This is a genomic window from Zophobihabitans entericus, from assembly GCF_011745665.1.
GTDB classification, from domain to species: Bacteria; Pseudomonadota; Gammaproteobacteria; order Enterobacterales; family Orbaceae; genus Zophobihabitans; species Zophobihabitans entericus.
In genome coordinates this window covers 1,520,992-1,546,189 of sequence record NZ_CP050253.1, presented here as the reverse complement: position 1 = coordinate 1,546,189, position 25,198 = coordinate 1,520,992, and the positions used below count along the sequence as shown (strand labels likewise).

Genomic DNA, 25,198 nt, shown 5'->3' with positions numbered 1-25,198 from the left:
AAGCGTTCTAAATGAACGCTTTTTGAAATCAGACAAGACCAAATCCGCATTTATTCAGATTTATTTGTCCTCAAGTTTCATCATCAAGTTTTTAACCAGAACAAGGATAAAAACATGTCACAACACCTTTCTAAATTGTATTGGATGTTGGTGCTTTTGGTGGGAAGTTGCACGTCAACTGTCGTTTATGCACAAAACCTTGCCTCATCAGAACATCAGCATTTAGCTCAAGTGATGCGTCAGTTAGACATGATTGATTACTTAGTCGCTCAAAGCGCCGACCAAGTCAATCAATCAACATCTACAAGCCGTTATCACCTTGATTATCAACGTCTACAAAAAGACTTAACCCGAATACGCCAAGGCTTAAATGACTACATTGAACCCAAACGCGCACAACCGCGTGACCCGGTTGAGTTTAGCGGTCAATACCGTCTGTTAAATCAGGGGGCGCAATGACCAATGATCAGCTAACCGCATTTGCGATTAATGCAGGCTTTACCCCTGAAGAACTCAATTTTCTACTTCTTGGATTTGTCTTTGCCATCCTCCTGCTATGGGGTGCATGGGCAATAAAAAGCGCATACGTCTGTTGGGCAAGCCAGAAGATGAGCGACAAAGAATTTGCCTTAGTCGTGATTCGTTTTTTTGCACTTTACATCTTAATCAGTTTTTTACTCCTTTCATGAGGCCAAATATGAAATACATCTACACATTTATTCAAAAATTTATCCCTGCTTTTTTATTGTCTGTTTCTGCTTTTACCGTTCAGGCAGCAGGTTTGCCAACCTTGGAAGACCCATCACGCGGTAAAGGCACCGGCATCAAACAAACCCTTCAAAATTATGGCTTCGACATGGTCATGCTGGTCGCTTTATTTGTGATTTCAGCCATGTTTATCGGGGTGTGTTACCACGCTTACATTACCTTCAGTGAAATCCATACAGGCAAAAAAACGTGGGGACAATTTGGCTTAACTGTTGCCGTTGGCGCAATGCTGCTTGTGATTGGTATCTGGTTGTTAACTGAAGCTACCGGCATTCTATAGGGCGACTGATATGGATATGTTTTTATCTGACGGAACCGTCAACTTTCTACCGCACCGCTTAAATCGTCAACCTGTAGTCGTTCGTGGTTTAACCAACAATGAACTGTTTTTTACTGCTTTTATTGCTGGTGTCGCTGGTCTTATTGCTGGTATTCCAATCGCCATTTTATTCGAACAATTTGCCCTTGTACCAAGCTCTATAGTCGCTTTTATTGGCTTCGGTATTTTCATTGGTGGCAGCATTTTAAGACGCAAAAAACGTGGTAAGCCAGATACTTGGCTTTACAGGCAAATCCAATGGACGACCCAACAAAACTATCCTTTTCTTGGGCAGTTTATAGGCGGTTCGGAACTAATCCAAACCCAAGGCTATTGGACGACTAAGCGATTAAGGAGCGTTCGATGAGCAGATTTAAGAACGAAATTGAGCACCTAAAATCGCATGTTAAAAGCTTGCGGATTGCTTGTTTCGTCATATTTGTTTTAGCAATATCGATGGGCATTGGCTGGTATAAAGCCCCCGAGCAAATGACGATACATGTTCCACCAGATTTAAGGTCAGGCAGTATGCGTAAATGGTGGGAAGTGCCACCCGAATCTGTGTATGCGTTTAGCTTCTATATCTTTCAGCAATTAAACCGATGGCCGACAGATGGCGAGACCGATTACCAACGCAATATCCATGCGCTTTCCCCCTATATGACCCCTCAATGTCAGTCATTCTTAGAAAAAGACTACGCATTTAAACGTGATAGCGGTGAGCTGCGTAAACGCATACGTGGCGTGTATGAAATTCCCGGTCGTACATACGGAGACAACCCAACTGAACGAGTCAAAGTGATTAACAGTGATAACTGGATCGTGACATTGGATTTAGTTGCAGATGAATACTATGCCTCTGAGCAAGTCAAACGAGCCATTGTCCGCTATCCACTCAAAGTCACACGGTTTGATATTGATCCAGAGCGTAATCCATTCGGTCTTGCCTTGGACTGCTATGACACACCACCTGAACGTATTTCTTTACCTGATTCTGCTTCAGCAACACCAAGTTCTGCAAGCAGCCCCTTTGGAGGATAATTTATGAACCATAAATATCTTAAATTATTAATACCTGTTTTACTGATATTCAGTTCCTTTTCAGCTTCAGCTATTGAGCTAATAAAGTGGGAGCGTTTACCGCTTGCTGTCCCTCTTTTAGTTGGACACGAGCGTGTCATATTTATTGACCGCAATGTACGAGTCGGTGTACCTGATTATCTTAATGGCAAGTTAAGAGTGCAGAGCACAGGTGGCAGTGTCTATCTGCTTGCTCAAGAAGCTATTGCCCCAACACGTCTCCAACTACAAGACGTAGAGACAGGTGCATTAATACTGCTTGATATAGCGGCTTTGCCACCTAAAGCTGGCGATAGCCCATTGGAAGCTATCCGCATCATTGAAGGAGAAAACCCAACAAAGCTGTACGGACAAAAACCCCCTGTTCAATCTGAAACCCAAGCTAATAAACCAGTACGTGAAACACCTGTACCTGTAGTACTTACTCGTTTTGCTTCACAAAGTTTATATGCGCCTTTACGCACAATAGAACCAGTGCAAGGTATTAGCAGAGTGAGCGTTGATAAAAAGTTAGATTTAAAAACACTTTTACCCACACTCAATATAAAAGCATCCGTGATGGCAGCTTGGCAATTGGAACAACAATATGTCACGGCTGTGTTATTGCGTAATACCAGTACTCAACCGATTAGCCTTGATCCACGTTTGCTCAACGGCAATTTTATTGCGGCCACTTTTCAGCATGAATACTTAGGCCCTGTAGGGGATTCAACTGATACAACCGTTGTGTATCTCGTCACAAGCAAAGTTGGCTTAAATAAATCTATTCTCCCTACGATTAGCCCTATTAATGCCCAAAGCAATATCACTCAAGGAGTCAGCAATGAAAAGTAATGGACTACTTAAATGGTTGATGATCCCTGCTGCTGTGCTGGTGATCTTTATTGTGATCAAAATGGTGTCTGGCCGTGGTGGTTCGGATGGTGGTTTTAACGATGGCACTCGCTTAACTGCTGAAGAAATGAAAGCTCTCGGTATTGAGGGTGATTCACCGCGTGACACGGTTGCAACGCTTGTTGGTCAGGTTAAGTTGATGCGTTCTGAGCTACAAAAAACCATGACTGAAAACAAAAATCAGCAAGCTGAAAATCAACGATTAAGACAACGTGAAAACGAAGTAGATAAACGTATTCAACAAGCATTAAAAGCTGAACAAGACAAGCAACGCGCAGAGCGTGAGCAGCTTGAGATTGAGCAGCAAAATACCAATAGCTTATTGAATGATTTGCAGCAACGTTTAAATAGCTTAAATAACCGTAATAATGATTTACCAATCGGTTTAGGTTTAGAACCTGATGACGGTAAAAACATAGGCACAATGCAGTGGGTTGAACCATCAGATGCAATCCAAGAAGAAAAGAATCGTAACAGCAATTTCCAGACTCGTTACCCGACAAGTTTTGGCAACGTAGAGGATAGCCTTTCAAACTCAGGCGAAAAAATTCGTCATGAAGACTATAACGATCCAAATAAGCCAGTTCCCAAACCAGTTTATACCGTAGCTGCTAATTCCACGCTTATGGGTTCAGTCGCCATGACCGCCTTAATTGGTCGAGTACCAATAGACGGCACAGTCAATGATCCTTACCCATTCAAAGTATTAATTGGCTCTGACAATCTGGCTGCAAACGGCATTGATTTACCTGATGTCTCTGGAGCTGTTTTAACTGGTACTGCTTCAGGGGACTGGACATTGTCATGTGTACGCGGACAAATCCAATCAATGACGTTTGTCTTTAACGATGGCACGATTCGCACGATCCCTGAACCAAGTAAAGGCAGTAAGCAAAGCGAAAACTTGGGTTGGATTAGTGACCCTTATGGCATTCCGTGTGTAAGTGGAGACAGACGCAGCAACGCAGAACAATACCTCACTTCTCGCTCACTCATTACAGCAGCAGGTGCAGCAGCAGCTTCACTCATTAAAACAGATGACGGCACAGTATCCAGTATCAGCTCTGACGGCACAATCAGCAAAACAGGCATCTCTGGCTCAGACGCAATGGGTCAAATCCTGATGGGTGGCGTAAAAGATGTCGCCTCTTGGGTCAATAAACTTTATGGCGAAGCCTTTGCTGCCATTTACGTGAAACCCGGAGCTTCAGTAGCCGTTCATATCGACCAAGAAATCGCAATCGACTACGACACGATTGGACGCAAAGTCAATCATAACCAAGGAGTACAACATGCAAATGAACTGGATTAAACCTCTTTTATTAACTGTTTTAGTCAGTGTGTTGACTCTAACAGGCTGTACAACCAGCAAAGACAAACTTTTACCCCATGATGATAACACTATGCTCACGGTCTGGAATGCCGGTACTGGTGGTTCTACGGTGAGCGGTCAACATGGTCAACAGCTTTTAGATGCACGTCAACATCTGCGTAGACCACTATCTGAAAGCAACGCAGATGCTTCGCAGTATACACGTAACGCTCAGAACGAAATTTACAGTCAATTTAAACGACTGCCTAACCCCGATTTAGTGATGTATGTATTTCCTCATCTGGCTGGCACTGATCCTGTACCTGTTCCGGGTTACAGCACGGTTTTCCCATTGTATCAGCGTGTTCAGTATGCCATGCCAGGCGAGCGTGTGGAGACATATTGATGATTAAAAATATCTTAGCCAAATTTAGAGGAAATAAAGATGCAAAGAAAAACGATTTATCGCAAACACAGACAGATGCTTGGCAGAAGCATGTCACACGATTACAAGAGCACGGTATCACTCCGCAGACGAGCCAAGGAAGAACAACAAAAAAGCGTGCAACTTTATCTGATGAGACTGCACTCTACGAAGTTTCGCCATCATTCGTAGATTTACTACCTTGGGTAGAGTATTTACCTGAATCAAAAATGATGCTGCTTGATGATGGGCAATCAGTCGCAGCTTTTTTTGAGTTAGTACCGATTGGCACTGAAGGACGTGAAGCAAGCTGGCTAGAAACAGTACGTGATGCACTGGAAAACACTTTACAAGACAGCTTTGATGAAGATGAGGATCAGCCGTGGGTGATTCAACTATATGCACAAGATGAGAGTAATTTTGATCATTATATTGAGACGCTAAACAACTATATTCATCCTCGTGCCAAAGGTTCCGCTTTTACTGAGTTTTACCAACGATTTTTTCAACATCATTTACATTCAGTTGCCAAGGCTGGTGGGCTTTTTGAAGACACCACAGTTACTCGCTTACCGTGGCGCGGACAAACCAGACGAGTGCGTCTGGTGGTTTATCGTCATCAAAAAACCGCACCACGTAATATGACTGCGGAACAGGCATTAACCATAGTGTGTGACCGTCTAAGTGGCGGACTAGCCAATGCTGGCATTAAAGCCAAGCGTATGCAAGCTGCTGACATACACGATTGGCTTGTTCGCTGGTTTAATCCATACCCGACTTTATTAGGTGATAAACCAGAAGACAAACGTAAGTTTTTTGAGTTGACTAAATATCCTGAAGAAACTGAAGAAGGTGAAATTGAGTTAGCCAGTGGGATTGATTTTTCACAACGATTGTTCTTCAGTCAGCCAAAGACAAAGGACAAACAGTGGTACTTTAATGATGCACCGCATCGGGTGATTGTGCTTGACCGGTTGCGTACCCCTCCAGCAATCGGACATTTAACAGGGGAGACCAGCAAAGGGGGAGATGCAATTAACTCACTCTTTGATCAAATGCCTGAAGATACAACTCTATGTATTACCATTGTTGTAACGCCTCAAGATATCTTAGAAACCCATCTTAATTATCTCGCAAAAAAAGCCGTTGGCGATACTTTGGCTTCCCAACAAACACGGCAAGATGTGCAAGAAGCCCGATCCCTTATTGGTAGTTCGCATAAACTTTATCGCGGTTCTATCGCCTTCTACCTTCGCGGTCAAAATCAGGAAGAGCTGAATGCACGAGATTTGCATTTATGTAATGTGATGTTGGGTGCTGGTTTGCAACCTGTTCGAGAAGAAGATGAGGTTGCTCCGCTTAATAGTTATTTAAGATGGCTACCTTGTGTTTATAACCCTAATCGAGATAAAAAGCAGTGGTATACACAGCTTATGTTCGCCCAACACGCAGCCAATCTTGCACCTGTGTGGGGGCGTAACCAAGGTACAGGACACCCCGGTATTACGTTCTTTAACCGTGGGGGCGGTACGATAACTTTTGATCCATTAAACAGATTAGATAGGCAGATGAACGCCCACTTATTCTTGTTCGGGCCAACAGGTTCGGGTAAATCCGCAACTTTGAATAATATTCTTAACCAAGTCACTGCTATATACAGACCAAGGCTCTTTATTGTTGAAGCTGGCAATAGCTTTGGCTTGTTTGGTGAATTTGCTAAAAAGCTAGGGTTAACCGTTAATCGTATCAGACTCTCTCCTGGTTCCAATGTCAGCCTTGCGCCCTTTGCTGATGCACTACGCTTAGTTGAAAATCCGAGTAATGTACAAACCATTGATGCAGATGCCTTAGAAGAGAGCCAAAACGACACACAAGATGAGCAGCGTGATGTGCTTGGCGAACTTGAAATCACGGCCAGAATGATGATTACAGGTGGTGAAGAAAAAGAAGAAGCACGTATGACTCGTGCAGATCGTAGTCTAATCCGTTCTTGCATCATCGATGCAGCAACACTATGTCATAAAAACAATAAACCAGTTTTAACAGAAGATATTCGCAATGCTCTAAGGAATAGAGGTTTAGATGACAATCTCCCCGAAATCAGACGTAACAGATTGCTTGAAATGGCAGATGCAATGGACATGTTCTGTCAAGGTGTGGACGGTGACATGTTTAACCGTGCCGGTACGCCATGGCCCGAAGCGGACGTTACGATTGTCGATTTAGCAACATTTGCGCGTGAAGGCTATAACGCACAACTGTCGATTGCTTATATTTCCTTGATCAATACAGTCAATAATATTGCAGAACGAGATCAGTTTTTAGGTAGACCGATTATTAATGTGACTGACGAGGGGCATATCATCACCAAAAACCCCCTTCTTGCTCCCTATGTTGTGAAAATCACTAAGATGTGGCGAAAACTCGGGGCTTGGTTTTGGCTGGCTACACAGAATATGGACGATTTTCCCGAAACTGCTGAAGTCATGTTGAACATGATCGAATGGTGGATTTGCCTGTCCATGCCTCCTGATGAGATTGAGAAAATCTCACGATTCAGGAAACTCAATAACGCCCAAAAAGCCTTGATGCTCTCAGCTCGTAAAGAAGCTGGAAAATACACGGAAGGCGTGGTTTTGTCCAAGTCTATGGAGTTACTGTTTCGTGCTGTTCCCCCTAGTTTGTACTTAGCATTAGCCATGACAGAACCTGAAGAAAAGAACGAGCGTTTCCAACTGATGCAAGAATTTAATATATCCGAGCTTGATGCTGCCATAAAAGTAGCAGAAAAGATTGATGCAAAAAGAGGCATTGAACCAATAGGAGTTTATGAACATGAAAAAATTTAATCAAAGTTTGGGACAATTTAAAGTCTCCAAAAGAAGAGTAACGTACTTTATCCCTGCCATGCTTTTTATTGTGTTCGTCTTTATGTTAACCTTATTTTTGGTGGCAACCAATAAAGAAAAGCAGTCGCATACTCCACCTTGGATTTATGGCGACAAGAATGCTCGATTTACAGTCGTAGAATATGCAGATTTAGAGTGTCCTGGTTGTCAGGCATATTTTCAACCGCTTAAAAATTGGATCAATCAGAATGCTGATGTAAACCTTCAATGGCATCACTTTCCACTTGCCATACATGAACCAGTAGCGATTCAAAAAGCGTTAATTGCTCAGTGTGCTGGAGAGGTCGCAGGTAATAATGTCTTTTGGCAAACGGTGGAACAACTTTATGAACGTCCAGCAAATGCCATTCCTGAGTTTCTCGCAGATGAAAAAGAGAAGATAGAAGCTTGTATTCAATCTGAACAAGCCAATGCTTATATTCAAGAGCAGCTTGCTAAAGGCAATCAAGAGGGGATCACGGCTACACCTAGTTTAAAGATTATTGATAACCAGACTCAAAAATCTATTGTGTTAAGTGGTTTGGCTTCTGATGAAGAATTATTGTCAGCGATTGATTATGTGGTGTTGAAAGAGTAATTATTGATTAAGATGTGCTATTTTAAAAGAGAGAAAAGATACTTGAAAAAGTATCTTTTTACATAAATAAATTGATAATATTTGAATAACTAAATTTATCTCAATCACCCTTTAATTGTTTAAAAAACATACTAAAATAGATTATTATATATCCATACTTTTTAAATTAACTACTGAACAAGTAGCTTAGAAAATATAAGTCTTATTCTATACTTAACCACTGAATAAGTGGCTTAGAAAACATGAGTCTTTTTCTATATACGTTATCTTTCATAGATAGCTTAGAAAGTATGATGTTTGTTGTAAATTAACCGCCGAATAGGCGGCTTAGAAAACATGTAGGATGCTTGATCTTTTACCACTGAATAAGTGGCAGCTTCTATTGTTTTAAAATTATTAATTACTTCTTGAGTAATTAAGGGGGGGAAAAGATACTTGTAAGAGTATCTTTTTTCTTATTCAAAATTAGGTAAGGCTTTTCTCAACGAATTATCGTATTCGTTATCTGCAAACAGACCTGTCAGTTTAATAACCTGATTAATAAAATAATTTATATTCATTTATCCACTACAAACTAAAAGAAAAACACAATGTAACCAATTAAGTATTATTACGATGTTTATCGCAGATTGCACATTAAATTACATAGCGTTAATAAAATGTATTTAATATGTTTGTCATGATAACGATTAATGCCTATGGTAAAACTATTCATCTATTGCTTGATGAGGAAAATGATTCTATTGAACACTGTTCAGAGAATAGCTATGTAGTATTGCTCATTGAGCAAGAACTTTGGTTATTCGAGAAACAGGATAACTTAAGAGCTATATTCATATTTGAGTGTCAGACCGACCTGTTCAAGCACATCTTCTCTCTTATTCGCTAAAAATAGTGTGTGCTATCGAAGTACTCAATGACTACATCAAAACCAGCATTTTTTAATAAATTCATTGTTTTAAATAGTAAGACTGCATGTGTTGTTGTCGGTAATCCATTCATATCAGGTTTAGCATGCCAAAGTTCTTCATTGGTTTTATAGCGAATTAAAACGATTTTCTCCAGTTCAGTATGCTCCGTGTACTTTTCTCGTGCCATAATTAAGCCCTGTTCTGCGACAAAATTGATATCTGCCTCTAACTTTAATAAATTTAGAGCAACTTGCTTAGGAGGCATATTTTGCTCAGAAAAGCTTTCCCAACGGCGAACACTCCTTTCATCTACTTTTGCCCACCTAGCCAAATCTTGTATAGATAAGCCTAACGCTTCTCTTAACGTTTTAAATTCTGCTTTACTCAATATCATTTTTAAATCCAATCAATAATATACATTTTGTGCGTCACAGTTACATGATATGACCTTACCCAATTTTGCTAAATATGATTTTGATTTTTCTCGATGTTTAAGAAACTGCACTTTTTTTTCAGCTTCGTAAATATCCATTGCTTCGGATAAAATGGAAGTAGGAGAAATTTTACCGCCTCGTGGGCCAAATTCAGGATGACCAGCCTCAATTGCTATTTTTTTAATTTCACTTAAATTAAAGGTACAATTTTCTTTTCCTACACAAAATATAGCAGGATATTGATCATAAATAGCTTTAACCCAACTAGGAATTTTATCCAAATAAATATCATTATCCATGAGAATAATGTCCAGTACCTTTTTGTCTTTGACAACAATCCAGGCTTTACGTACACCACCCCAAAGAAACTCTTTATTATGTGCCAAAATATCCATTTAATTTTGCTCCCTTAATGAAGTTGTCTGGAACAATTCCCAAACTTTTAATGAATAATAAGTCCGATTTCGGACTTTCGTCAATAAACAACTAACTGAAGCAACTTAGTTGTTGTCATTACGTGTCTAAAAAGATACAATTTGGTTAAATTAATTAATTTAATTAATCTGATCAAAAAAGGAGTATATTATGACCATTGAAACGATGACAGCTTTCAATGCCAAAACTCATTTTGGCGAAGCAATTATCAAAGCACAATCAACCCCAATTCAAGTCACAAAGAATGGTAAACCAGTGATGGTGATGATCTCTGCTGAACAGTATGATTCTATAGAAAAGCTCAAAGCAGCCTATGAAGCACAACAAATTAAATTGGGACAAGAAGACATCAAAGCTGGTAGATACTCAGAAGGTACAGCTATATTTGATAAAATATTAAGTAAATAATCCATGCTTAAATTAATAATATCTACTCGAGTAGAATTCCAATTACTCGATATTTACGACTACTCTATTTTAGAATGGGGTACAAAACAGGCCAAAGATTATATTCAGTTATTAAAAGATAAATTTCTCTTACTTGCTGAAAACCCTTATATTGCAATTAAACACCTTCCAGATGAGCCTGTTTACCGTTTTCCAGTTCGTAGTCATGTTATCTATTTTCAACTGCAAAATGACTCTATTGAATTTGTAGCTGTTTTACATAAAAATGAACTACCTTATCGGGGATAAGTTTTTACACTATTTATTCCCTATCATCTTTCTCTCTAAACTTTTTTTTCGTTATATTTTAACCATTTCATATCCATTATCTGGTTGTTTATGTTAGTAAAAGAAATCAGACAACAGTAAATCTGCATTTATTCTGACTACAAACCCTAAATCCTATTTAATCTCACCTATCGTTCCGAACACACAGGAGTTGGTTGGTGAGAAACTATCTATATTTATTCGTTTTATTATTTTGCTTCAATGTGGCTCATGCTGAAATATGGCTGGTCACAGACTCAAAACATCAGTTTAAGAATGTTCCTGCTGATGCACGTCTTATTTTATTGGACGAACCTGAACAAATTCAAAGTAAATTGAATCATGGTTTGCCTGGTTACTCAACCAATGCAGCCGCGATAGTTAAACAACGATTAAACCAACCCAATTTTCACAATACGTTAAGACAAGCACTACAAAACGTTGTTGATGCTTACTCTTATCAAGTGACAAAAATCCCTGCCATTGTCGTTGACAAGAAATATATCGTCTACGGTGAAACCGATGTGCAAAAAGCTATTGCTGATATTAATACGTATAGGAGTACACATGATTAAATTAAACAGACTCATGCGTCCCTTAATAATCAGCTTAGCTTTAACATCTGGTTTCACCACCAATTCATATGCCTTAAGCACACCTGAAATTGTAGCCTCTACGATTTCACCCGACTGTATTGATTATCGTATTGTTGGGCTGTGCTATTGGCTTCTATGCACACCCTATGGTTGCTCAGTCAAAACATCGGTAAAAGTACGTCATTACATACCCGATGCTGTTGTATCAAGTTACGCGAATACTGGTGAAAACCCGTGGAAAGAAGTCTCCTTCATGAGCCCTATCTTGGCAGAATCTCAAGCTGGTAATAACGGCACAACAAACGAACAACATGAAAACAATCTTGCTAAATTCAAGAATGCAGACGTGATTGGTCACCCCGGAGCAGAGGTGTACAACGAATACATGGAGCAATTCGGATATGTTTGTTCTGGTGCAAGTGATGCGTTTGAACCTTTCTTTTTAAGTACATTCGATTTTATCGGCTGGCGGTACAACTTACCTGAAATGTTTTACCCCGAAGCACTTATGCCCGGAATGCGCGAAGTTGGACAACAACTCTTAGGAAATATGTGGGGTAATGTCTATCCGCGTGGTGGTTTCGTCCATCAGTCAGATGACTATAAAGCTGCGGCAGTTGTTGCTCAACGAGCTGGCGATATCGTCACACGATATGGTCAACCACATATCTACACTCCTATGCTTAAAGAACCCAAACCGGGTTATATCCCTGCTGGAGCGTTGATTGAAGGCGATATTTCTACAGGAAAGTGGCAAGAACTCAAGCCCACAATGATGAATACATGTAGTGTTTTTCCAAGTGCAAATTTAAATCTTGAGGCAATGGACGGTGATTTTGCATGGACGCTTTGGCGACCTTATAGCTGCTGTCAACGCAAAGGCCAAACTTTTCTCGGTAGCATAGATTATCAATAAGAGGTTTTATGATGAATTATAAAAAATATAGACTAGCGATTTTGCTAGTCGTTTTGTTACAAACATCTGCTTACGCGCAGATGCAAACAGAAGTAAATCAAAATGGATTTAATGTCACAGGTGACGTATTAGATGATTATGCACTTTATAACATTGGCGGTGGTCGTGCAGTTTCTATGACTAACAACGGCCATATGCAAAGCATCACCGTTGGTGTGGGCTGGAACGCTAATCTTATATGTGGTGATATGAGTATCAGCACGACCATCAAAAATCAGTTAAACGGTGCGACTAATGGTTTTAAAAACATTATGAGTAATGTTATTTCAAACGCGACAAGTGCCGTAGCTTCACTACCTGCTTTAATTATTCAACGTGCCAATCCAGCTTTATACAATCTACTGACAAATGGTGTATTGCAAGGCCGTCTTGATTTTGACCGGTCTAAAATGACCTGTAGAGCTATCGCTGACAAAATGGCTGATTATTCAGGTGTCGGGGGACAAACTGGCTGGTCACAACTCTCCGAAGGCATGGCTTTGAAAAATGCAGTCGGCAGTTCTGGTGGTAGTGCAGATGCGGTTGCAACAATTGAGCAAGCTGAAAAAGATAAAGGCAATAATGGTGTTCCGTGGATCGGAGGTGCAAATGCCGGTGGTAAAAGCCAAACTTCTATCAAAGTGGTGAGCGATATTACCAAAGCTGGTTATAACTTACTGAACAATAAAAGTGCTACCAGTACTGCCAGTATTCCATCCAGTAGTTGCAACAATAATTTAACCTGTTTGACTTGGCGTTCACCAGCAGAAGCGGCCACCTTTGCCAATCGTGTTTTAGGTGAGCGAGAGCTAAGAACATGTAATGATTGTACCAAAACACAAACAACACCTGGTGTAGGCTTAACCGCATTAATACAAGAAGAATTTGAAGTCAAACTGAAAGCCCTTCAAGAATTAGTAAACGGAAGTAAATTAACCACAGTAACTAACTTAGAAGCGGCTGGCAGTAATTCATTACCGATTACGCGTGGTGTCGTTGAAGCACTAAGAAATGAACCAGACTTGAACATTATGGTGTCTCGTCTTGCATCAGAAGTGGCACTCGCTAGTGTCATGGAAAAAGCCCTTCTATTACAAAGAACTTTGTTGACAGGTGCAAAAGAGCCTAATGTTTCTGCGAATGAATTGGCTCAACAAGCAGTCGATAAAGAAATGAATATCTTGAGTCAGGAAATTAATAACTTAAAAACCGAATTAGATATCAGACAACAGTTATCGAAAAACTCTGCTGTGACTATCTTAGAACGTTATCGTATTCGTTCTGAAAACTCACGCAGTATTTACCAAGGCGATCCAAATCAAAACCGCTTTGATTTAATCAATAAAGACCAAAGTGGACAACAACAATGATGATGAAAAATAGACTATTAAGACGTGTTTTTAGTCGCCAAGTTGCAGTCACAATCATGTGGTTATTTATCCTTGGAACAGTGTCATTTGTGGTTAACACTGCTGGTATTAGGATTACTGGCAGTGTCCAAAATTGGACAAGTTGGCTCAATAACCATGCGTCCTATTTTCTTGTTTGGCGAATCTTGCTGTATATCGTAGTGGCTTATGGTTGGTACTGGATGCGTCAACGTTTAATTTTAAGAGAACCGACTGTTCAAGCAAAACAACGCATTATTCGTATTGAATGTTCAACTATCTGTGCTTTGCTGGCTTTAGAAGTCAGTAATTGGCTCAACTAATCGGAGGTATCATAATGACATTATATACAACTGATTACTTAGAGTTTTATTTAACCCTTGTAGGTTGGATTATTAACAATGGCATCTGGAATGTATTAATAAGTTCAGGCGTATTTGCTATTCCATTCATAGCTATGATTGTTCAAGAGTGGCTCAAAGCGCGTGGCGAAGGCTCAGACGAAGGCAATAAAGGCGCATTGTCTGCTGCACGTATCGAAAACCGGGTTTGGATGGCCGTTCTTGTAATTTTCTTTGCTGGTGTTCCTTCCATAGATGTCGATTTAAATACCATTAAATACGATGATAACCGTTCAAAGCAGTGTCAAGTTAAAGTCCCCACACCAGAAAATACTGGATGGGGACAGTCATTCACCATGCTCAACGGCCAAAGCGCAAAAGTACCAGTCTGGTGGTTCTTTGTTCATTCTGTTTCAAGAGCCATTACTGGTTCGGCTGTCGCATCAATCCCCTGTGGACTTGATTTAAGACAAATGCGTATGGACTTAGATGCCATGAATATTAATGACCCCATGTTGCAACAAGAAGTAATGGACTTCACAAGAGATTGCTATGGCCCAGCACGTGCAAAGCTGTTTATGACTCGTCCTGCTTTAGATGAAAGTGGCATTTACGATGTCAGTTGGGTTGGTTCAACTTTGCTTGTGAACGGTTATTATGATGGTTTTAGGTCTAGTACACCGCGTGAATTTTGGTCTTATAATGAAACAAGAGATGCAGGTCTACCCAATGTTAATGGTGGTGGCTACCCAACTTGCCGTCAATGGTGGTCTGATACACCGAATGGTTTGAGAGAAAGGTTACTTGATAAAGTTGATCCAAGCATGATGCAGATGTTTACCGCCTGGGCGAACAGTATTCCTCAAGGTGATGTTTACGACCAAATATTAAGGGTGTTGATATCACCTTCTAAACAAGTTGTGAATAGAGGAGAGGTCTACACTGATTATGGTGGTCAGATTGACATGACCATTTGGAACAGTGCTGGTAGAGCCGGAAGTATGGTCGGTTCTGCCGTTGGCTCAGTTTTTTTCTTTCCAATGATGGATGTAGTAAGGCAAGCATTACCAATTGCTTTGTCATTTTTGAAAATGGCCTTAACAATCTGTATTCCACTTATTATTGTTATTGGTACTTATGAACTCAAGACAGTAATTACTATTAGCTGTGTTCAATTTGCCCTGTTTTTTCTTGATTTTTGGTTTCAACTTGCTCGTTGGCTGGATAGTACAATACTAGAAGCTTTATATGGCTGGAACTCCCCACATAGTAATCCAAACATTTGGATCGGGCTAAATAATGGTTTTGCAGATATTATTATGATGCTTGTTTCATCTATGATGTTTCTTGTATTGCCGGCATTTTGGATTACTACATTAGCTTATGCTGGAGTTCGTGCTGGTGCAATTGCACAGCAAGTCGCACAAGGCACTGATGGTGCAAAAAATGCAACAAATACAGGAATAAACAAGATTACAAAATGAAATGACTAAGACTATCAATATGCTCTTAAACCTGTTTAGAAATGAACAGGTTTATTTTATTCATCAAAACGAGGGTCTGATTCATGAGTATAAGTTAGAGGATCATAACCGATTTGATTTCGAGGGTCTTTTTCATAATCAAAGATTGTGTCTGATTCATCATCAAACTGACCATTCGTTGAAAAACTAGGCTCTCTTAAGCCACCGAAATTTTTCCAATCAACAAAGAGAAGAATTGCAATAAGAATTAGTAAAGGATAAACAAAATATAGCGCCGTCAGAATAATTGCACTATTCAACAATACTAAGATTACTTTACTTAAATTTGTGCTCATTCCCAGCGAAGCAGCAAGACGTAGTTCCTGCTGCCATAGCTTACGGCACAGTCTCCCAAGTCTCTCTGAAATGCTAAGTTTTTTCACAATATTCAATCCTAATAATGTATCAGTTTTATTCATCATAAACACATATGATCTGTGATGCAAGAAAACATTTCATCTAATTTCGCATTAATTTAAAGGGAAAAAGGTTTTAAAAGGCACAATAAGGGGAATGGTTTATAAGAGGAATGGGTCTACCCAAAAAAGGAAAAACCAAAAGGACAAAGAAGAGTGTTTTCATATTTTAAAAGAAGCAAAACAGAGCCTGAAACAGTTATTACAGAAGAGCCTGTAATACCTGCTGGTTACTTAAGACCAGAAAAGGCACAGGTATTACTTGCTACGCCAAGAAGAAAAAAATTACTCGAATTCATCTGGCAACGCACTGCTGTATCTCGTGCAATATTCAATAAACTCTATTTGTTACCAATTGAACGTTATACCTCTTTAGTACAACAGTTTCCAGCCTCTGAGTCACATCACCATTCATATCTCGGTGGAATGTTGGATCATGGCTTAGAAGTTATTGCCTATGCGCTTAAATTGCGCCAGTCTTACCTATTACCAATTGGAAGCAGTACAGAAGAACAAGCCGCACAATCTGAGGTATGGACGGCTGCCATTGCGTATTCTGCTTTGCTGCATGATATTGGTAAAATTGCGGTGGACATTGAAGTTGAAACAATAGATCAGAAAACTTGGCATCCTTGGTATGGTGAATTAACCGTACCTTACCGCTTTATGTACCGAAAAGATCGCGAATATCGCTTACATGGCGCAGCTTCTGGATTACTCTATAACACCATTTTAGATGAACATATTTTAGATTGGCTCAATCATTACCCTGAATTATGGAAACAATTGTTATATCTACTTTCAGGTCAACACGAGTATTCTGGTGTTTTAGGTGAAATTGTCACAAAAGCCGACCAAGCCTCGGTCGCTCAAGAACTTGGAGGAGACCCTGCTAAAGCAATGTCTGCCCCAAAACATTCACTCCAACGAAAACTATTAGACGGTTTACGCTATATCATCAAAGAACAGCTTAAATTGAATCAAGCAACTGCTTCAGATGGCTGGCTCACTGATGATGCCTTATGGCTTGTCAGTAAAACTGTATCTGATAAATTAAGAGCACATCTTTTGTCACAAGGCGTTTCTGGTATTCCAGAAAACAATACTGCTATCTTTGATGTGTTGCAAGAACACGCCATTATTCAACCTACGGCTTCAGATAAAGCAATCTGGAATGCGACAATTAAAAGTGATACTGGTTGGTCAAACCACTTCACATTCTTAAAAGTTGTGCCTGGATTAATTTGGCAAAATACCGCCGATAAACCTGAATCATATCTTGGCCAAGTAGTTGTGGCTGATAGTAATGAATCAACTGAACAATCTAATATTGCCCCAAATAATCAAAGTAAGGAACCAGTTTTGAATCAATTTGCCCCACAGGTAGGGGAGAGTATGGCAACAGGGTTAGATTCGCTGCTCGATTTATTTGAACCAAATGCAAATAATAGTCGTAGCTCTGAACCAGCATTAACAGAAATAACAGCCCCACCACCTACACTGGTTTCTGTTCCTGAAGCATCACAAGTTCAATTTATACCAAAACCCCCTGTTCAACCTCCGCAAAATATAATTGAAGGTACCCCCGGAGGAGAGCATTTTTTAATTTGGCTCAAAGATGCGATTTTAAGCCATAAATTGATTATCAATGATTCTAAAGCAAGCATACATACCGTTGCCGATACTGTCTTTATGGTAACACCAAGTATTTTCATGCGGTACGCCAATGAATATCCTTTGGTCAATGAAATGGCAAAAAAAGCAGAATTAGTTAATTGGCGTTGGATGCAAAAGCAATTTGAAGCACTGAAGGTACATAGAAAAAACACAGATGGCTTCAATATATGGACATGCCAGGTCTCAGGGCAACGAAAAAGCAATTATGTTCATGGCTATTTATTTAATGACCCCACTATTCTTATGCCAGATATTGCTTATAACAACCCTTATCTGAGCATTGTTAAAAAGATAGAATTACCCAAATAAACTTTATTTGTTGAAGAATTTTCGTTTTCCATTATATTAATAAAGCCACAGCAAAATCTGTGGTCAGAATTGGCGTTCTGCAACATGCAATATCTAGTTTCTTACACTAGAAAATCGTTTGTGCTTACCAAAAAATATTCAATGGTGGCTCAGGCGGTGCTCCTAACCGGAGGCTAGTCATTGCATGCTAGTACGCCAACGCTGTCTGGGTCATCTCCATTTTGGAGATGACATCAACGACAATTGGTAATATAAGGATGCAGTATGTCTTCACTTCAAATTCCCCAAGGTTGTATTGAATATCCAGATACTGAAGAGTTAATTGATCAATGCCATGCATTGGCTGGCGCGATTGACGAATCGGATGAACAACAATCAAAAGATATTTTATTTACTTTATTAAAAGAAAAGATAACAGTCTTACGTTCCTGTTATCTTGTCGAAATGAATAAATTAGAGCAAGAATGGCTTGACTCGACTTCTGGTAGATGCTCATAAACCTCTATCAGAAAATAATATAGTTATGATTTTTGAACAACCTCATCAAACCACTGATCAAAAATATCCATTGCCATTAAATTGTCTGTACTTGAATATTTTGATTCATAAGAATAATTTGCCGATAAATTGTTCTTTTTTACATCATAAATAAGTTTCATTTCTGTGGGCATTTCACGTTGTTGCTCTTTACATAATTCATGAATTTTTTCTAAGTCTTCTACCCCTATTTTGACAGCACCTTTTTGCCGACTAATAGATACATCATATGTACTATCTATATCTTTTAGCTTATGTTTATGAACAATCATTCCGTTAATTTCATAAAAGAAACTAAAATAGTATGTATTATTTTCACAAGAGCAATAAATGAAAATTTTATCTGCTTTATGAAAAGCATATTCAAGGGTAATATCAACCATATCAGCTTGTAACTCTGATAAACTGTCTTCAAATACCTTAGCCATTATTCTTTGCAACCTCGTCAAACCATTGTTCACAGATATCCATTGCAATTAAATTATCTGTATTAGAGTATTTAAGATCATATGAGTATTCAGCCTTTAATTTATTCTTTTTTACATCATAGATAAGTTTTATTTCGGTTGGCATTTCACGCTCGTTATCCTTAAATAATTTTTTCATTTTTTCAAGGTCTTCAAATCCAATGTCTAATACCGCATCCTGCCTTTTAATAGATACATCATATGAGTCATCAATTTCCTTGAGTTTATGGCAATGAATAATTACACCATTGATTTCATAAAAAAAACTAAAAAACATTACATCATTTTCGCATGAGCAATAAATAAAAATTTTATCTGCCTTATCAAAAGCATATTCAAGGGTAATATCAACCATATCTGCTTGTAACTCTGATAAACTGTCTTCAAATGCCTTAGCCATTATTACTTGAAACCTCATTGAACCACTGTTCAAAAATATCATCAGAAGTTAGATTATCCTTATTGCTATATTGAAGGTCGTAGCTGTACTGTGCTTCAAAAGAATTCGTTTGAACGTTATAAATTATTTTTATTTCTGTTGGCATTTCTCTGTTATCGTTTTTGCATAGAGCATATATTTTTTCTAAATCATCAGTACCAATATGCAAGACTTGTCTCATCCTTTCCATAGAAACATTATATTCAAAGCCATTACCAGCATCGTTTACTTTATGTTTATGTAAGAATTTTCCATTTATTTTATAAAATAGGTCAAAAGTAAGCATCTTATTTTCACATGCACAATATATATATATATAATCTGCTTTATTATTCACATATTCTAAACCAATAGAAACCATGTCTGATTGAAGCTCAGAAAAAATATCTTCAAACGATTTTGTCATATGTTATATCTCTCAATCATTAATTATTCTGCGAAATCTAGGAACACCATCAATACTATAGTCAATCTCAAAACTACTTGGTCTTAATTTATCTGCATCATAATTGATTTTGACATCTAATGTAACTCTTTTCCCTTCAGCTAGAGCATCAGCCATTCTGTTTTCAATTACTTTGTAGTCACTAAGATTAACACGACTTAACTGTGAAACTAGATTATCCAATTCAGGTGAGCCACCAAACCTGTCGCCAATAATATGACCTGCATGATCTTGCCCCCTTACCTTACCCGGAGTATCCGGGTCATGTGGCAATCGTTCATTTCTGGTTGTTAAGTGTAAATCATCTGCTTGAACATGTGTTAAACGACCATTCGCATCAGTACGATAAATATACTCATATTCACCGGTTTGGTAGCGAACATTGGGTTTGAGTCTACCCAAACCATCAAATTGTTCACCATTTCGTAAGATGGGACTATGTGCAAGATCATCTACATTATCTAGCCTTCTTCCTGCATCTGCTGCACCTTCTAATCTCTCAGTTCGTCTACTAAGCTCTAAACCATCATCTAAACGATTAGCAGTTCTACTTGCATCTGCAACATCATCCAAACGGTTCGCGGCCCTAGCTACATCAGCGACTTCATCTAAATGACTGGCTGCTCGCCCTACATCAGCTATGCCATCGGCAACTCGTGCCCCACGCCCCAATTTAGTGAAGGCTGCACCCGGAATTGCCATACTACCTATATCAATTGGGGTTTTTAAATTATCAGCTAAAGTATGATAATCCCCTGTATTGTAAGCTTGTTTAGTTTCATCCCAATATTGGCCTGCCCTATTACTAATTAAATCGCCAGCAGCATCTAATCGTTGTGACGTTCGTGCTGCGGCATCTGATCCCGGATCAATGATACCTTGTATTGCGTCTGCTTGAACTTCTCTTGCTGCCTCATATAGTTCACTGCCTTTATCATATAGTGTACTTCCAGTTCTCCTTAGATTAGAGCTTGTTTCATAACCATATTCATTAATGTTTCGCACAGTTTCAAAATTTGCTGAAAGTCTTCCTCCAGAAGCAGAATCAGCAAGTCCTACCCAACCAGCCCCTGCAAACTTGATGGTTCCAACACCCAGTGTAACTAGCCCTTCGGCTGTATCATAAATAACTGATCCCACAGCTTTACCTGTTGCAATAGTAGCGGCTACGTTTCTTCTTGCATGTGCACCAAATGAATCATCATTTGCATCCACCTTCAAATTATCAGCAATGAATCCCTGACTTTGCATGACTCTTTGAAACTCTTGTTGCTGAAATAATGCTAGGGGTTCAAGCGCATCTTTAGTTCCAAAATAACTTGCTTGCTCTTCTATTGGTTTATCGACAATGTCAAAAATCTCCCTTCGCTGTCCTGAGAGTACATTTATACGCTCATTTAAAGCTGCTTGCTTTTCTTCTGAAAGATTTTGGAAAGACTGGCTATTACGCTGACCATTAAGTTCATTAATCTCAGATTGAATTCTGTTCATATGATGTTCATAGCGATCATCAGAAAAGCTTGTCATCTGTTGTATTTGTTCTGGAGAGAACTCACGGTCAGAAACTAAAGGAGTGTCAAGAGAGTCTCTTTCATTCTGAGTTAAAGTAGGATTTTCTTCTAATGGCGATATTTTCATATCTTGAATTGTCACTGTGTATTCGTTATTCAGTGATGCTTCAAGCTCTGCCTCAAGTCCTCCTTTATTGATTATTGAAGCAGGGGTGACCTCACTAAGATCATTGCGAACTTCGTTTTCAATTGCTACTTCAGGCTCTTTGACATGTTGTGATTGATATTGCGCCAAAATAGATTGAGTATCTAACTTGATATTTTGATGTCGGGAGCCGACTAATAATTGCATTTGTTCATTATTGATGTCCACATAATGAACTTTAGGAGGATCACCAGCATGATCATCAATAGTGAATCCTATTGCCTGCATTAATGCCTGTTGTTCATTTTTAGAAAATTGCGCTAATTTGTCATGAACATTATGTTGATAAATACATTTATTAATGTCATTCAATCGTTTGTCATCGGGTAACTGCCGGTCAAATATATTTTGTTGAGCAGAAGGCTCTTTTGCTAAAGTTTGATTGATATTGATATGAGCGATTTTATCTCTACCAACGAATGCCACTAAATGTTGGGAGTCTTTTGAAAAATCGATTTTAGCAATATCACCATTACCACCTAATTTAGCCACTTCAAATGACAAAGCACTTGTTAATTTATTTTGTTGTTCCTGATTGAAGCCTTTGAGTAAATCATTTTGATTAAGATGATTTTGAACATTTTCAGTAGCTTCAGGAAGTTTTTGCTCAACACGCTGTAATTCTTCTTGCTGTTTAAGTTCACGTTGCTGTTGCTGTGCTTCTAAATTGGTATCTAATTTAATATCCATGATGCAGACGAGATGTAATGACAAGGAGATTTTATATCAAAAGATATGATAAATATTTAAAAGTAGGATATACGATGCAAATTAAATGAATAATTTGGCATTGGTGCAACAATAACTTTACTTAATTGTATAAATAGGAAATGTAATTTATTGATTATTCGAAAAGCAAAAAATAATTATGATGCCAAGGAGATTGATAGCAAGTAAAAATACCATATTATTCTATTGTAATTTTTTATTAAATAGTTTAATCTTGATAATCATAAAAATATATTTAAATTCAATAAGTTATTTTAAATATTGACAGCAAATTTATCTTAGTACATAATTTAGTACACAAGAGCATTATTAGGGTAAAAATATTGTTTTTTATCAAGAAGTTACCGCATGAGTACCCACCTCGTTTCCCGCTCCAAGCCTTATTCCGTGGGCGTTCGTAGTATTCCATTAAACCTCAATAAATCTTTATTACACAATACTTTTAGGTATATTTGTTTTTGGTGATGCTGTTAATTTGCCCTTCTAAGGTATAGGTATAGCGGATCTCTCTCCCTAAAGCATCTGTTTCCAGTAAAACGCGACCATAATTGTCTCGTTCTGTTTCAATCAATACGCCATCGTAGCGTTTGTGGGCGATGATTTCTTTAAACCAAACTAATTTAGTTCAAATTACAGCAAACTACTTTATATTTTCAAGAGTTTCTTTTAAAAAATCCAACTGATTGATATAAACATCAACATCCTGAATATTCCAATTATAATTTTTAATATGCACAAATAAAGCTTCTTGTGCTTGAACAATTTCCTTCAAAACATCATGAAAAAGAACTTCATCTTCAAATATAACTTCTTTTTCCTCAATCCCATAATATATACCTTTAATTCTGCAAAATTTTTTATCTACTTTATCCAATATAAAAGAAAATGAACCATCCATAAATAAAAATTCTTCTTGATTCGTTTTATTAAGAAGATTAACTGCGGAAGTAATCCACATAGATAAAACACTTAAAATAAAATCATCCCAATTATCATTTGGAAAAAATTTTTGCCCAACAGAAATAAAAAGTTGTCCAGTTATAATCCCTCTTTCAGAAACCCTTATACGATCATCTAAAAAGGAAATGTGTATTTTAAAATTACTCACAATTTAATTCCTCCTACTTTTGGATATGCTGTCTCAACAATATTTTTAGTTCGGTTATACCACATTTCTATTACTTCCCCTGCACTCGTTTTTCCTCGAAGAACATGGACGACATCTCCATTTGGATGATGTTGAACTTTTCGCCTTTCAAATATATTTTTATAAGCTTCTCGAATTTTTTTCTCTATAGTCCTAGGACAACTAGTAGCAAATAAATCTTTACCTTTTCCTGCACTTGCAGACTGTTTTGCTCGATCCCCATCAACTGTGTGCCCACTGATAACTTCTTTCATATCAATATTTATTTTTTGGGGTGATGGCCAAATTTTAGGTTTAGAAAACAATCCCCAAGGATCGACCCACCCCATCGGATTAGGCGCATACTGATAAAGATTCTCCCCACCCATCAACCCAATCGGATCCTGATTACTAAACCGCCCAATGTCTTCATCATAATAGCGCATTAGATTATAATGCAATCCCGTCTCAGCATCGTAATACTGGTTCTGAAACCTAAACGGTTGATGACCTTGGTATAGATTATGCTCTTCGGCTACCTTACCCCATGTTTGGTATTTGGCATACCAAATTAACTCACCTTTTTCATCGGTTAATTCTTTGGGTAAACCGACTTGGTCAGTATGTAGGTAATGAACTTGTGGTTCTTCTTGCTCTGCCTCTAATACGATTTGTGCTAAAGGTTCAAATCCTTCTTCTCGATAAATATAAGTAAAGGTTCGTTTATCGGTGCTTTCTTGTAGTAACCGCGCACCATCCCATATAAACTCAGTTGTGTTTGCAGATGAATTATTATGGATTTGTTCTTTTCTAATCCTACGTCCAAATACGTCGTAAATGTATTGCCAGCTCTCTTGTTTCTCTATGTTATTATTATTCGTTATATTAGCTGTAACTAATTGCTGATTAAGGTTATAGCCAAGTTCTAAGGTTCTATCCTTGGCTTCTTTCCTCACCATATTACCTAGTTCATCGTAATGATAAGTGATCCCTTGGTAGTTTTGCACTCGATTGGCTTGTTTGTCTATGGGCGAGACTTCGGGGTCATCTTTTAACGGTGACCATGTCGGGTCACTAAGCATCTGCTCATAATAGGTTTTGTCTTTTATTTGTTGTTTGGGCTTAGGTTGGCTGTTTTCTTGCGCATCAATAATATTATGCGCTGGGTCAAAGGCAAATTGTTCTTGCCCTGCTTGGGTAATGCGTCCTATTTTATCATAGACATATTGTAAGCTAGAGCCTCTATTGTCAGACATCCGTGTTAAGTTACCCGCTTTATCGTATTGGTAGTTGCGTTTAACGGGGCCACTGGCAATCAGCAGTTTGTTTTTGTTTTTAAGGTCTAAATCTTGTTCAAATGAGACAACTTTTTCTTATATTAGTTTAAATAATCTATATCATAAATGATTATTCTGAAATTTATAATTTAAGATATATTTTCAATTTTAAGCATTTTCAATCATTCTCATATAGAATATGACCATTTAACAAAACTTTTATCACTCTTTTTTATATATACAGTAAAACTTGGTGGATCGCCCTCTTCACTGGGGCTCCCTCTAAACTCACCAGTAATTTCATTGGCACTAAAAGTAACAGCGAAATACACTTCACCTATTTCATCCCTACCTTCAGCAAGGTACAAATAATAATCACAAGGATCAAACCCTTCTTCCCTTGCCTTATCCAATGCAACTACCAAAACTTGGGTACTTAATTTATCTAAAACAGCAATACTATTGTATGAAATAAGCATT

The 25,198-nt window shown here is 38.3% G+C and carries 31 protein-coding genes; 20 read left to right on the top strand and 11 right to left on the bottom strand.

Going from position 1 to position 25,198, the window contains the following annotated elements; genetic code table 11:
- Positions 1-114 precede the first annotated feature (114 nt).
- The 11 genes from IPMB12_RS07085 to IPMB12_RS07035 all read left to right on the top strand — a co-directional run bounded on the left by IPMB12_RS07085 (position 115) and on the right by IPMB12_RS07035 (position 9,172).
- Entirely contained in the window at positions 115-459 is a 345-nt protein-coding gene (locus IPMB12_RS07085) for an integrative conjugative element protein, RAQPRD family (RefSeq protein WP_166916311.1), read from the top strand.
- On the top strand, positions 456-689 hold the full coding sequence (locus IPMB12_RS07080; RefSeq protein ID WP_166916309.1) for a TIGR03758 family integrating conjugative element protein: 234 nt from the start codon (positions 456-458) through the stop codon (positions 687-689). The genes IPMB12_RS07085 and IPMB12_RS07080 overlap by 4 nt, the downstream gene beginning before the upstream one ends.
- An 8-nt stretch (positions 690-697) precedes the next feature.
- Positions 698-1,048, top strand: a complete 351-nt coding sequence (locus IPMB12_RS07075; RefSeq protein ID WP_208293449.1) for a TIGR03745 family integrating conjugative element membrane protein — start codon at positions 698-700, stop codon at positions 1,046-1,048.
- A 10-nt stretch (positions 1,049-1,058) separates the two neighbouring features.
- Positions 1,059-1,454, top strand: coding sequence for a TIGR03750 family conjugal transfer protein (locus IPMB12_RS07070; protein ID WP_166916305.1), 396 nt, complete (start codon positions 1,059-1,061; stop codon positions 1,452-1,454).
- Positions 1,451-2,128: a PFL_4703 family integrating conjugative element protein gene (locus IPMB12_RS07065; protein ID WP_166916303.1), complete on the top strand. Its 678-nt coding sequence runs from the start codon at positions 1,451-1,453 to the stop codon at positions 2,126-2,128. The genes IPMB12_RS07070 and IPMB12_RS07065 overlap by 4 nt, the downstream gene beginning before the upstream one ends.
- Positions 2,129-2,131: 3 nt before the next feature.
- On the top strand, positions 2,132-3,001 hold the full coding sequence (locus IPMB12_RS07060; RefSeq protein ID WP_166916301.1) for a TIGR03749 family integrating conjugative element protein: 870 nt from the start codon (positions 2,132-2,134) through the stop codon (positions 2,999-3,001).
- Entirely contained in the window at positions 2,991-4,373 is a 1,383-nt protein-coding gene (locus IPMB12_RS07055) for a TIGR03752 family integrating conjugative element protein (RefSeq protein ID WP_166916299.1), read from the top strand. Before IPMB12_RS07060 ends, IPMB12_RS07055 begins: the two co-directional genes overlap by 11 nt.
- Positions 4,354-4,779: a TIGR03751 family conjugal transfer lipoprotein gene (locus IPMB12_RS07050; RefSeq protein WP_166916296.1), complete on the top strand. Its 426-nt coding sequence runs from the start codon at positions 4,354-4,356 to the stop codon at positions 4,777-4,779. The genes IPMB12_RS07055 and IPMB12_RS07050 overlap by 20 nt, the downstream gene beginning before the upstream one ends.
- The gene (locus IPMB12_RS07045; RefSeq protein WP_166916294.1) at positions 4,779-7,646 is read left to right on the top strand and encodes a conjugative transfer ATPase; all 2,868 of its coding nucleotides are present in this window, start codon (positions 4,779-4,781) and stop codon (positions 7,644-7,646) included. Before IPMB12_RS07050 ends, IPMB12_RS07045 begins: the two co-directional genes overlap by 1 nt.
- Positions 7,633-8,283, top strand: coding sequence for a DsbA family protein (locus IPMB12_RS07040; RefSeq protein WP_166916292.1), 651 nt, complete (start codon positions 7,633-7,635; stop codon positions 8,281-8,283). The genes IPMB12_RS07045 and IPMB12_RS07040 overlap by 14 nt, the downstream gene beginning before the upstream one ends.
- Before the next feature lie 670 nt (positions 8,284-8,953).
- Positions 8,954-9,172: a hypothetical protein gene (locus IPMB12_RS07035; protein ID WP_166916290.1), complete on the top strand. Its 219-nt coding sequence runs from the start codon at positions 8,954-8,956 to the stop codon at positions 9,170-9,172.
- On the opposite strand, the gene IPMB12_RS07030 is transcribed toward IPMB12_RS07035, so the two are convergent.
- Both IPMB12_RS07030 and IPMB12_RS07025 read right to left on the bottom strand, forming a co-directional pair.
- Positions 9,169-9,588, bottom strand: a complete 420-nt coding sequence (locus tag IPMB12_RS07030; protein WP_166916288.1) for a helix-turn-helix domain-containing protein — start codon at positions 9,586-9,588, stop codon at positions 9,169-9,171. The two genes, IPMB12_RS07035 and IPMB12_RS07030, sit on opposite strands and share 4 nt — an antisense overlap.
- A 12-nt stretch (positions 9,589-9,600) precedes the next feature.
- Positions 9,601-10,023, bottom strand: a complete 423-nt coding sequence (locus IPMB12_RS07025) for a hypothetical protein (RefSeq protein ID WP_166916286.1) — start codon at positions 10,021-10,023, stop codon at positions 9,601-9,603.
- Between the two features lie 190 nt (positions 10,024-10,213).
- Here IPMB12_RS07025 and IPMB12_RS07020 point away from each other — a divergent pair, with 190 nt between their 5' ends.
- From IPMB12_RS07020 to IPMB12_RS06990, 7 genes are all read left to right on the top strand, one after another.
- A complete protein-coding gene (locus tag IPMB12_RS07020) occupies positions 10,214-10,471 on the top strand; it encodes a type II toxin-antitoxin system Phd/YefM family antitoxin (protein WP_228720357.1) in 258 nt (85 codons plus the stop codon).
- Positions 10,472-10,474: 3 nt separating this feature from the next.
- Positions 10,475-10,759: a type II toxin-antitoxin system RelE/ParE family toxin gene (locus tag IPMB12_RS07015; RefSeq protein WP_166916284.1), complete on the top strand. Its 285-nt coding sequence runs from the start codon at positions 10,475-10,477 to the stop codon at positions 10,757-10,759.
- Positions 10,760-10,956: 197 nt separating this feature from the next.
- Positions 10,957-11,352: a TIGR03757 family integrating conjugative element protein gene (locus tag IPMB12_RS07010; RefSeq protein ID WP_166916282.1), complete on the top strand. Its 396-nt coding sequence runs from the start codon at positions 10,957-10,959 to the stop codon at positions 11,350-11,352.
- Positions 11,345-12,289, top strand: coding sequence for a TIGR03756 family integrating conjugative element protein (locus tag IPMB12_RS07005; RefSeq protein WP_166916280.1), 945 nt, complete (start codon positions 11,345-11,347; stop codon positions 12,287-12,289). The genes IPMB12_RS07010 and IPMB12_RS07005 overlap by 8 nt, the downstream gene beginning before the upstream one ends.
- Before the next feature lie 8 nt (positions 12,290-12,297).
- Positions 12,298-13,698, top strand: a complete 1,401-nt coding sequence (locus IPMB12_RS07000; protein ID WP_166916278.1) for an integrating conjugative element protein — start codon at positions 12,298-12,300, stop codon at positions 13,696-13,698.
- A 185-nt stretch (positions 13,699-13,883) separates the two neighbouring features.
- Positions 13,884-14,039 (top strand): hypothetical protein, encoded by a 156-nt coding sequence (locus IPMB12_RS06995; RefSeq protein WP_166916276.1) that lies wholly within the window; start codon positions 13,884-13,886, stop codon positions 14,037-14,039.
- A gap of 14 nt (positions 14,040-14,053) precedes the next feature.
- Positions 14,054-15,541, top strand: coding sequence for a conjugal transfer protein TraG N-terminal domain-containing protein (locus IPMB12_RS06990; protein ID WP_166916274.1), 1,488 nt, complete (start codon positions 14,054-14,056; stop codon positions 15,539-15,541).
- Positions 15,542-15,597: 56 nt separating this feature from the next.
- On the opposite strand, the gene IPMB12_RS06985 is transcribed toward IPMB12_RS06990, so the two are convergent.
- Positions 15,598-16,002 (bottom strand): hypothetical protein, encoded by a 405-nt coding sequence (locus tag IPMB12_RS06985; protein ID WP_166916272.1) that lies wholly within the window; start codon positions 16,000-16,002, stop codon positions 15,598-15,600.
- 150 nt (positions 16,003-16,152) lie between these two features.
- On the opposite strand from IPMB12_RS06985, the gene mobH reads away from it, so the two are divergent.
- Together mobH and IPMB12_RS06975 are read left to right on the top strand one after the other, a co-directional pair.
- Entirely contained in the window at positions 16,153-17,982 is a 1,830-nt protein-coding gene (gene mobH, locus IPMB12_RS06980; RefSeq protein WP_166916270.1) for a MobH family relaxase, read from the top strand.
- 264 nt (positions 17,983-18,246) lie between these two features.
- A complete protein-coding gene (locus IPMB12_RS06975) occupies positions 18,247-18,480 on the top strand; it encodes a hypothetical protein (protein ID WP_166913719.1) in 234 nt (77 codons plus the stop codon).
- 23 nt (positions 18,481-18,503) lie between these two features.
- Here IPMB12_RS06975 and IPMB12_RS06970 read toward each other — a convergent pair whose 3' ends face one another.
- The 8 genes from IPMB12_RS06970 to IPMB12_RS06935 all read right to left on the bottom strand — a co-directional run bounded on the left by IPMB12_RS06970 (position 18,504) and on the right by IPMB12_RS06935 (position 25,197).
- Positions 18,504-18,947, bottom strand: coding sequence for a DUF600 domain-containing protein (locus IPMB12_RS06970; RefSeq protein WP_166916268.1), 444 nt, complete (start codon positions 18,945-18,947; stop codon positions 18,504-18,506).
- Positions 18,940-19,386: an immunity protein YezG family protein gene (locus IPMB12_RS06965; RefSeq protein ID WP_166916266.1), complete on the bottom strand. Its 447-nt coding sequence runs from the start codon at positions 19,384-19,386 to the stop codon at positions 18,940-18,942. Before IPMB12_RS06965 ends, IPMB12_RS06970 begins: the two co-directional genes overlap by 8 nt.
- Positions 19,379-19,831 carry a DUF600 domain-containing protein gene (locus tag IPMB12_RS06960; RefSeq protein WP_166916264.1) on the bottom strand — a complete coding sequence of 151 codons (453 nt, stop codon included), beginning with the start codon at positions 19,829-19,831 and terminating at the stop codon, positions 19,379-19,381. The genes IPMB12_RS06965 and IPMB12_RS06960 overlap by 8 nt, the downstream gene beginning before the upstream one ends.
- A gap of 12 nt (positions 19,832-19,843) precedes the next feature.
- Positions 19,844-22,276: a DNA/RNA non-specific endonuclease gene (locus tag IPMB12_RS12110; protein ID WP_208293448.1), complete on the bottom strand. Its 2,433-nt coding sequence runs from the start codon at positions 22,274-22,276 to the stop codon at positions 19,844-19,846.
- Between the two features lie 481 nt (positions 22,277-22,757).
- Positions 22,758-22,886, bottom strand: a complete 129-nt coding sequence (locus IPMB12_RS06950; RefSeq protein ID WP_166916262.1) for a hypothetical protein — start codon at positions 22,884-22,886, stop codon at positions 22,758-22,760.
- A 69-nt stretch (positions 22,887-22,955) separates the two neighbouring features.
- On the bottom strand, positions 22,956-23,423 hold the full coding sequence (locus tag IPMB12_RS06945; protein WP_166916260.1) for a hypothetical protein: 468 nt from the start codon (positions 23,421-23,423) through the stop codon (positions 22,956-22,958).
- Positions 23,420-24,697, bottom strand: a complete 1,278-nt coding sequence (locus IPMB12_RS06940; protein WP_166917723.1) for an RHS repeat domain-containing protein — start codon at positions 24,695-24,697, stop codon at positions 23,420-23,422. Before IPMB12_RS06940 ends, IPMB12_RS06945 begins: the two co-directional genes overlap by 4 nt.
- A 209-nt stretch (positions 24,698-24,906) precedes the next feature.
- Positions 24,907-25,197 carry a hypothetical protein gene (locus IPMB12_RS06935; RefSeq protein WP_166916258.1) on the bottom strand — a complete coding sequence of 97 codons (291 nt, stop codon included), beginning with the start codon at positions 25,195-25,197 and terminating at the stop codon, positions 24,907-24,909.
- Between the last annotated feature and the right edge of the window lies 1 nt (position 25,198).